This is a genomic window from Streptococcus sp. HSISS2, assembly GCF_000448665.1.
Classification (GTDB): Bacteria; Bacillota; Bacilli; order Lactobacillales; family Streptococcaceae; genus Streptococcus; species Streptococcus raffinosi.
Genome location: NZ_CM002133.1, coordinates 403,685 through 412,630, shown reverse-complemented (window position 1 = coordinate 412,630; position 8,946 = coordinate 403,685). Strand labels below are relative to the sequence as shown.

Genomic DNA, 8,946 nt, shown 5'->3' with positions numbered 1-8,946 from the left:
GGCCATTGATTTACCTAAAGCTGTACGGCTTCGTAAAAAGACTAAGAAGCGCTCTTCAACGCGAAACACCTTGGTGTCTCCATTGAAGAGAGGCCAGAAACCATCAATGACCGCTCTGTATTTGGACATTGGGAAATTGACTCCGTATTAGGGGCTCAGAAAGCTGGAGAACCTTCCATCTTGACTTTAGTTGAGCGGAAAACCCGCTACGCTATTACAGCTTACCTGGCTGGTAAGACAGCTGCGACTGTCAATGAGGCTGTTAAAGAGTTGATGGGACTTTACCCTATTAAGTCTATCACGGCTGATAACGGTTCAGAATTTGCCGCCTTGAATGAGCTAGAAGGTGTTCAAATCTATTATGCCCATGCTTACTCCTCATACGAACGTGGGACAAATGAGAACTTCAATGGCTTACTTAGAGAGTTCGTTCCTAAAGGTAAGTCGCTCAAGACTCTCACAGCTGAGGATTTAGCTAAGGCGACCTTAGCTATCAACCAAAGACCAAGAAGACTACTCAACTATCAAACGGCGAAAACCCTGTTTGGGCTAGCCCAAACAGTCTAGCCCCTCTTCAACTTGGTATCGGATAACAACTGGTGCACTTAACTTGACAATTCGGGGAAATTAACTAGCTAAAAATGGTATAATAAAATAAATCAATTCAAAAAAAGAAAGAGCGGAGGCAAAACATGAAAGAAAGCGAAGTTATCCTAAAGCGGCAGTCAACTAAATTATTTTTTAAAAATGGTGATACAGATTTTTTCTTTAATTGGTTACTAGGAATTGGCGAAGTGTTTGGTTTTTCACATGGGGAGCTTTATTACCTCGCACAACGGCTGGGGAAATCTCCAAAACCGAGTACTTGGAAAAAGGTATTTCTATCTCATGCAGACTACCTTGCACAAAAGCTAAGTAATCCAGATTTAAGCAAACAAAGTAAAGCCCAATATTACCTAGCACAAACCTATTCTATTCGTTCGGCTATCCAATTTATTAATCCCTTTTCCGAGGAGTATCTTCCCACTGTTCAACGGATGGAAGAATCTTTTAAGAAAGCAACTTATTCATTAAAAGCACCTATTGAGGAGTTAACTATTCACTATCAAGAATCCTACTTACCCGGTTATTACCTCCATAGTGGTGATGATTGTCCAACACTAATTATGATTGGTGGTGGGGATACGTATCGGGAAGATCTGTTTTATTTTGCAGGATACCCTGGATGGAAACGAGGCTATAATGTTTTAATGATTGATCTCCCAGGTCAAGGCTCTAATCCAAGTAGAGAACTCACTTTTGATGTGAATGCTGCTACTCCAATTTCACTATGTATTGATTGGTTAGAAAACAAAAATCCTAAGTTGAATCATTTAGCTATTTATGGTGTTAGCGGAGGTGGATATTTCACTGCACAAGCTGTTGAACAGGATACAAGAATTCAGGCATGGATTGCTAGCACCCCAATTTATGATATTGCCGAAATATTTAAAAAAGAATTTGGATCCAGTTTAAAAACTCCTAGTTGGTTAATGAATGCTATTTTAAGACTGGTTGGAAATTTAAATGAGGCCGCTGATTTAAATCTTCAAAAATATGCGTGGCAATTTGGAACTACTGATTTTAAAAAGCTATTGATGAGGTTTTTAAGAGGGCAAAGGTTGTAAATTATCAAAAAGTTCAGTGCCCCTGTTTATTTATCATGGGAGAAGGAGAGGGTGCAGAATTACAACGTCAAGCAAAGGTAGTTTACGAAGCCGTTAAATCCAAAAATTCCCATACTAGACTTCAGATATTTGAAGCGGAAAGTGGAGCGGATGCCCATTGCCAAGTCAACAATTTGAGACTTGTCCATAATGTAGTTTTTGACTGGTTAGACACTATATTTGAATAAAGTAATAAAGTAAATATACTCGTGGTGCCAGTTAATCTCAAAATACAATAAAGAGCCCAAAAAGTGTACTGACCCCAAAAAGAACGAAGACGCTCGATGATCACTTTTTCAGTAGAGCTTGATCAATCTCTTTCATACACTACTCCTTCAACTTATCCTTACTATGTAACACTTGATTCACCTTAGTATTCCAAGCCTGTAACCCTTCTCCCTCATAGTCTAGGTAAATCACTCTATCTTGTAATTGACTAGGAATCAAACCTTCAAAACAAGCCTTATCTTTCGAAGGAATAATACACAAATAAAGAAAGGTATCCAAATCTAAACTATCTCTTACCTTCGCAACGTGATAGCCATCAAAAATATATCCTGGTGCTTGAATTAATTCTTCATACAGGAAATGAAAACTAACGCCAGGAATGAACTTTTCTTGCAATTCCTCCTCAGAAGGTGCCCGTCCTAATAAACGCTCCATAGCGAGTCGATAACCCGAAGTCGTATTAGACCATCCAAACATGATATAGTCAAAATAGTCTGCAGGATCAGAAGCTGCATTACGACTATCTGTAACTAGCTCAGCCCCACTTTTACCAAATACTTTAACCGCTGACATGAGTTTGCCTGTCTGAAAAATAGCCTGAGCCACCTCAACTGTACAAGTATGACTACAATAATTTGAAGTAACCAATTTCCTCTGAATATCATAGGTAGAAGCTACAAGCCGATGACTTGGTCTGTATGGAGGAAAATAGGTATGCTCTTGCAAGTAATCATGAATTAGTATAGTTAATTCAAGATCCTCACATTCCACAATGGTCTGACGATGATGGTCCTGTTCATAAGCAATAAACTTTGCTAGCTTTTCCAATTCCCATTCTTGAATCTGAGGATAATCTTCAAGAGCAAATTGATACGTCCCATCCCACTGGAGACTATAATCTGCATTACATACTTTTATAATCACGGTCCTTCTCCTTAAATTCTCTTACTTTTATTATACACCTCACTACCCAATTAAAAAGGAGAAGACTATGCTGTCTTCTCCTTTTTTATAATGATCAGCATTTTAAGAATGATAAGTTATGAATCATAATTCTTCCTTACGCTTGGAATTCTGTCAATATTTTGGACACATTTTTAAGAAGTTTATTTCTTGATCTCGTTGGCTTGATTGGTGACTTTTAAAGGAGTAGTAGCTAGACCATGAAACTTGGAATAAGCGACACATCACCTTGATAGAAAACTGATGACTAGCATAAAGATGATCGATCATTTGGAAGATAGTAGAATATTCTATTTCTTCGCAAAGATCGTCAAGGCTTTTTTTAAGATTTCATTTTCCTCCTTCATTTTAACCATCTCTTTGCGCATTTGTTGGAGTTCATGAAGGAAACATTGTTTCCGCCACCATAGGTCATCTTTGAAATTTGAAAAGCGAACAAATACTTAGGAAACTTGCTTCGCAAGTCCTATCCACCACCTCAAAGCAGTGTTTTTTGAGCAATCAACCACTGCGTTAAACATTTATTTTTACAAACATTGAAGGCTGGACAGTTTTGCCCAGCTTTTTTAGTTTAGATGTTGAAAATGAACTCAATCAGTCGCAAGACTTGTGAAAAGAGCAAAGGAAGAAATAGAAAAGCTAAGAAAGCAGTGTGCCATTTCCAATAGAGAGAGACTAGCCCAACCGTTTCTCGGATCCAAGCCGATGGGAGATAGTAAAAGGCTGTTTTTGATCCGATACTGCGTCCAGGGATTTTTAATCGTCTCATAAAAATGCCAGCACGAAGAGCGTGAAAAGAATTGGTCACGACTAAAACGTGTTTTCCTAGCCCCTCTTCCTCAAGGATAGCCTTACTAAAGGTTAGATTTTCAAATGTTGTACGTGAACGATTCTCAATCAAAATGTCTGCCTCTGGGACTCCATGTTCCATCAGGTAGTTTGCCATAGCAGTAGCTTCAGAAGTCAATTCATCTGTCCCTTGACCACCAGAAACGATAATAGTGGGCCGGCCTTGAAATTGATCGTAGATAGTCTTTCCTTTAGTTAGACGCTGGGCCAAAAGTGGTGGTACTTTATCCCCAATTAGACCAGAGCCAAGGACGATGATTGCATCTGGCTCTTTACGAATGGGGAAGCAATTACAAAAAGTTCCATATAAAACATAAGAAAGATAAAGAAAAGTCGAGTAAAAGAGGGCAAAGTCTGTTGGATAAATCAAGAGATCTTTTCCTGGAAAATCAGGGAGGAAACGAAGCGCCAAGGCGCCGATAATAAAGATACCATAGAGAAGGGAGAGGAGATTAGCCAACCTTTTTCCTTCAAAAGACATCATTTGAAGGCCATTAAAAAAGAGAAAAACGGTTGAGAAAAGAATACTGAGTAAAACAAGGATAGCAAGTACGGAAAAAATAATGATAGCAAGCTGTTGGTTAAAACCAGAGCTTTGTCCGTACGACCAGTATAAGTGCAGAAATCAGGAGGAAAAGGCCTAAATTTATTGAAAAGAGATAAGCATTGAGAAGTCTTCTGCGGTCGCTGATAAAGAAGACTAGAAAAATGGTAGCTGGAACCAACCAGAATAAATATAGATACATGATGACTCCTAGATGTATTAGTGGTTCAATTGTATCATAATTGGAACAAAAGAGCTAATTCATCTAGAACGGAGCTGATGATGTAGAAGAGTTGAATGTTACTTGATAAATCCTATAAATCCGGTAAAAATGAATTGCCGTGGTGGATAAAAGCTGTTATACTAGATAAGATTGAAAAATGTAAAGGAGAACATATGTTACGAAAAGGTTCCTTAACAGGTTTGCTGTTATTTGGTATTTTCTTCGGTGCAGGGAATTTGATTTTTCCACCTACGCTAGGTGCCCAGTCGGGTAGCCATTTTTGGCCAGCTATTGGTGGCTTTGTCTTATCACATGAAACTTGGAATAAGCGACACATCACCTTGATAGAAAACTGATGACTAGCATAAAGATGATCGATCACTTGGAAGATAATAGAATCTTTTATTTCTTCGCAAAGATCGTCAAGGCTTTTTTAAGATTTCATTTTCCTCCCTCATTTTAACCATCTCTTTGCGCATTTGTTGGTGTTCATAAAGGGATACATTTTGATCTTTAGATTTCCCGTATAGTTGAAGCCAATTGTATATGGTTTGGTTGACAACTCCGTACTCTTTGACTAGATCTGAAACAGGCTGACCTGCTTCATGTTATTGGACAAGTAAAGTTCCGTAACAGATTGGCCCTAATCCTCTACTGTCAACTCGGTACATAAGAGACTTCCGTTCAGATGAAGCCTTGTTTCTGCCTGATTTAGATTAGATTCAAAACGATTCACCCTTACAGATGATAGGGGATGTGAGATTCCAGTAGTATCCATGACACAACCTTGAAGAAGTCGGATATGGATTTCACCAAACTTAGCATCAATATCTACAGCCACTCGGTCTGACGCAAACTTAGCCTTACTCAAATCCAGCCAAAGTTCGCCAAAAGCCAGATTTATATCCACCGTTTCGACTTCTTGAGAATAGATACGATACCTATCCTTAGCCATAAAGGTCTTAACAGAAATATGAGGTCCTTCTTGATCGTTTATATTAACCTTATAGTCTTTAGTGAGACCTTTCTTTTGATGACTACCAAAGAGAAACTCTAAGACCAAACCTATTAAAATGATACCGCTAAAGAGATTCCATTGTGCAAAATCAAGATTTAACAAGTCATGAACATAGGGTGATAAGAAGGCTAGACCAAGAAAAACGATGAGAGGTCGCTTATTCAAGATACCAAAACTAAAGAAAGCTAAGAAGAAAATAAGATTATAATTAACCATAATCCAAAAATCTGGAATAAAGGCACTAGCGATAAAACAAGCCGCCAGTATAAGCAAGACGAAAGTCCAAGCATTAAACCGTTTCATAAGAAAACTCCTCTCTAGTCAATGATTGCAATTTTCTAATCATTTTCGCTATCAGTATAGCATTTTTTGTAAATGCATTCAATATCTCTTACAAGTTCGTGGTAATAAAAAAGAGCTTTCGCTCTTTCATCATTTTCAATGTTTGACAGTTACTTGTCCAAAGGATACTGAGCCTGTTAGAGAAACTGTAGTGCTTGATAACTCTCGCTCTCCTAGACTATCGTAGCCTTTCACTCCTGCTAGGCTTGTATGAAGCCCGTGTGTATCCACTTGCCAATCCTTGGGCACTCGAATGATAACCTGAGAAAAATTTGCCTGAACCACAATCTGAGGTCGGTCCGTCATAAACTGAGCCTGACGCAAATCCAAGGTCAAACGCCCAAAATCAGCATTGGCATAGACAGTTTCGAGGTTTTGAGAAGTCACCACTTGCACAGACTCTGAAAATAAGGTCTTAGCGAAAATCTCTCGCTCATGTTCTTTAGAAACCTTGTAAGAAAAGTTCTTCTTATAACTTGGCTTGCTCAAACGGTCCACCGCAATTCCCAAGATAAGAATCCCTACAAAGAGGGTCCATTCTGAATAGTCCAATCTAAAGAGGTCATGAATATAGGTCGATAGAAAAGCCATCCCCAAGAAAAAGAGAAATTTCCCCTTAGATTGCCAGCTCAAAAGCACAAAAAGCAAGGCCAAAATCAGCTTATAATTAAAGGCCAAATAAAGATCTGGAATAAAGGCTGTCGCGATAAAATAGGCAGCAATGATAAGTAGGGTGATAACACCTGCATTAAAGCGTCTCATAACAGTTCCTTTCTAAATCCTGTCCTTGAGTTTTTCCACAAAAAGGTAGGCTGCTGGACAGAAAAGCGTATTTTTAATAGTCAGATGATTGATCTGATAGATTTTCTTACGATCCGTGTGAGGAAAGGCGGCACAAGCCTTAGGACGGACATCATAGATGTCACAGAGATTATCAGGCCCTAAGAATGGACAAGGCATAGACTTGAAGACCTTGTCACCATCCTCATCTACCTGCAGGTACATCTCCTCGAAAGCAGGTAACTTCATGCGAAAATGCTTAGCAATACGAGTGATATCCTGCTCTGTAAAGTCTGGTCCTAACGTCTTACAACAATTAGCACACTGGACACAATCAATTTCTTGAAAGACTTCATTGTGTACCTGCTGAACAATCTTATCTAAATTTTTAGGGGCTTTCTTCTTGAGTTGTGCTAGAAATTTACGGTGCTCCCCCTGCTTTTGACGTGCCAATTCCTCGTAACGTTTGACATCAATGGTCTGTGACATGTGTTTTCTCCGATGATTTATAATTCTGTCATCTATTATAGCATAAAAAAATAGAGCCTAGTTTGAAGCTAGACTCTAGGTCAGTTACATTGATACGATTCTACGATATGAACGTGAAGTAAGGGCAAAAACCAAGATATAGGCTAGGAAGAATACGCCACAAACAATGATAGTAACCACTAACATAAGACTTGGATTAAGAACTCCAATGATACGCACAATCAAACTGATCATATGATAGGCAAAGGCCAAGTGAATAAAGGCAAAAATCAAGGGGAGGAAGAAGACAGTAAGGACTTGCTTTCCAATGGTTTGCTTGACTTGGAGGTCGTCCAAGCCAATCTTTTGAAGAATAACAAAGCGCTCACGATCCTCATAACCCTCGGAAATCTGTTTATAGTAAATCACGAGAACTGTGCCAAGCATGAAGATGATGGATAGGAAAATGCCGATAAAGAAGGTTCCACCAACAAAGCCATTTACCATGCCTTCTGCATCATATCGGCTATTTGCAGTGAAGTAAGACTTAGGGAGGCCAGTAGTTTGTCCAGCTAACTGTTGCGTTTCTTTATCCGTGAGTTTGTCTAGCAAATCTGAATTTTTCTTGGCATCATGTGAAGGGTCTTTGACATTAACACCAACATAGGTAGCTTGGGTGGTTGCTGTTCCTTTGATACTTTCTTGAAAATCATCCATATCAGGAACAACAAGGTAGCTATAATCAGAAACTATGATTGTGAAGAGGTTGGGTACTTTACCTTTAAGAAAGTCATTAAGGCTATCATGGATCTGGTAAGTTTGACTGTTGACAGACAAACTCTTTTGATCTTGTAATGTTTTATTTTTAGTAAATAAGCCAACTTGATTTGAAGTCAGATTGAGGTCTTTACCTGTTAATTGTTTATAAGTAGATTGTGAGAAGACAAGAAAAATTGACTTTGGAACAACTTTTCTTTCATTCTCAGAAAAGATGGTTAGCTTGTTTTTATCTTGTTCTTTGATACCAAAGTAGAGGTAACTTGCTTCCACTTTTCTATTTACCTGATTTCCCGTCTGTACTAAGAAATCATCCATAGCTTTCCGTGTACTTGTTAAATCTACATTCGTCCCTGTAACTGAGTAATCATGCGGAGCAGAACTCGCCAGATAGTCTTTTTTCCAGCATAAATACTTGCAGCACCTACAAGTGTCACCAAAACCATACTTGAGAGAATGGCAATGGTCGCCAGCCCAACTGCGTTTTTCTTCATTCGAAAGACAAGGTTGGAAATGGAAATCATATTATTAGGCTTGTAATAGTAGCTTTTCTTCTTTTTCAAGAGTTGCAGAACAACTGTTGTCCCAGCGTTAAAGAGAAGATAAGTCCCTAAAATGACCAGTAAAACAGCTAGGAAAAAACTGATAATAGCCGTTACTGGATTCTGAACAGAAAGAGCAAGATAGTAACCATATCCCATAGTCCCAAGTCCTAAAAGGGTTTGAATAACTAGGAAGCGTCCTTTTTCTCACCCTTAAGGCCATCTTTAGTTAATTGTAAAGGATTAAGCCGTAGTAATCGGAAACCATTTACCAAAACCAACAAACTAAAAATACAAGCAAAGATGACAAGAACAATAGGAATTGTCATTACTTGAAAGGTCGAAACCAAACCAGTACTTTCTCCGATAATCCTTTGAAGAAAAGCATAAATGAGTTTATCGAATAGCGCCCCTACACCTATACCTAGAAGCAAAGTCACAAAACCCATAATCATCGTTTCTTTTAAAATCATGCTAAAGAGGTGACGTTTCTCTAAGCCTAGCAC

The 8,946-nt window shown here is 38.6% G+C and carries 5 protein-coding genes and 4 pseudogenes; 3 read left to right on the top strand and 6 right to left on the bottom strand.

Features of this window, described 5'->3' with window-relative positions:
- Together HSISS2_RS02025 and HSISS2_RS02020 are read left to right on the top strand one after the other, a co-directional pair.
- Positions 1–567, top strand: a pseudogene (locus HSISS2_RS02025) (IS30 family transposase); the annotation flags it as partial.
- 125 nt (positions 568–692) lie between these two features.
- On the top strand, positions 693–1,667 hold the full coding sequence (locus HSISS2_RS02020; protein ID WP_021145119.1) for a S9 family peptidase: 975 nt from the start codon (positions 693–695) through the stop codon (positions 1,665–1,667).
- Positions 1,668–2,033: 366 nt separating this feature from the next.
- Here HSISS2_RS02020 and HSISS2_RS02015 read toward each other — a convergent pair whose 3' ends face one another.
- Together HSISS2_RS02015 and HSISS2_RS02010 are read right to left on the bottom strand one after the other, a co-directional pair.
- Positions 2,034–2,858: a hypothetical protein gene (locus HSISS2_RS02015; RefSeq protein WP_021145117.1), complete on the bottom strand. Its 825-nt coding sequence runs from the start codon at positions 2,856–2,858 to the stop codon at positions 2,034–2,036.
- 610 nt (positions 2,859–3,468) lie between these two features.
- Positions 3,469–4,492: pseudogene (locus HSISS2_RS02010) on the bottom strand (ElyC/SanA/YdcF family protein).
- Positions 4,493–4,686: 194 nt separating this feature from the next.
- On the opposite strand from HSISS2_RS02010, the pseudogene HSISS2_RS10630 reads away from it, so the two are divergent.
- Positions 4,687–4,824, top strand: a pseudogene (locus HSISS2_RS10630) (branched-chain amino acid transport system II carrier protein); the annotation flags it as partial.
- Between the two features lie 332 nt (positions 4,825–5,156).
- On the opposite strand, the gene HSISS2_RS02000 reads toward HSISS2_RS10630, so the two are convergent.
- From HSISS2_RS02000 to HSISS2_RS01985, 4 genes and pseudogenes are all read right to left on the bottom strand, one after another.
- Positions 5,157–5,834 (bottom strand): hypothetical protein, encoded by a 678-nt coding sequence (locus HSISS2_RS02000; protein WP_021145114.1) that lies wholly within the window; start codon positions 5,832–5,834, stop codon positions 5,157–5,159.
- A gap of 135 nt (positions 5,835–5,969) precedes the next feature.
- Positions 5,970–6,635, bottom strand: a complete 666-nt coding sequence (locus HSISS2_RS01995; RefSeq protein ID WP_021145113.1) for a hypothetical protein — start codon at positions 6,633–6,635, stop codon at positions 5,970–5,972.
- A gap of 12 nt (positions 6,636–6,647) precedes the next feature.
- Positions 6,648–7,142 carry a YkgJ family cysteine cluster protein gene (locus HSISS2_RS01990; protein ID WP_004182309.1) on the bottom strand — a complete coding sequence of 165 codons (495 nt, stop codon included), beginning with the start codon at positions 7,140–7,142 and terminating at the stop codon, positions 6,648–6,650.
- Positions 7,143–7,226: 84 nt separating this feature from the next.
- Positions 7,227–8,946: pseudogene (locus HSISS2_RS01985) on the bottom strand (ABC transporter permease); the annotation flags it as partial.

What these genes read in the sequence shown, in the direction of transcription:
- HSISS2_RS02000 (WP_021145114.1), bottom strand. Translation starts at nt 5,834, where the DNA reads ATGAAACGGTTTAATGCTTGGACTTTCGTCTTGCTTATACTGGCGGCT.
- HSISS2_RS01995 (WP_021145113.1), bottom strand. Translation starts at nt 6,635, where the DNA reads ATGAGACGCTTTAATGCAGGTGTTATCACCCTACTTATCATTGCTGCC.
- HSISS2_RS02020 (WP_021145119.1), top strand. Translation starts at nt 693, where the DNA reads ATGAAAGAAAGCGAAGTTATCCTAAAGCGGCAGTCAACTAAATTATTT.
- HSISS2_RS01990 (WP_004182309.1), bottom strand. Translation starts at nt 7,142, where the DNA reads ATGTCACAGACCATTGATGTCAAACGTTACGAGGAATTGGCACGTCAA.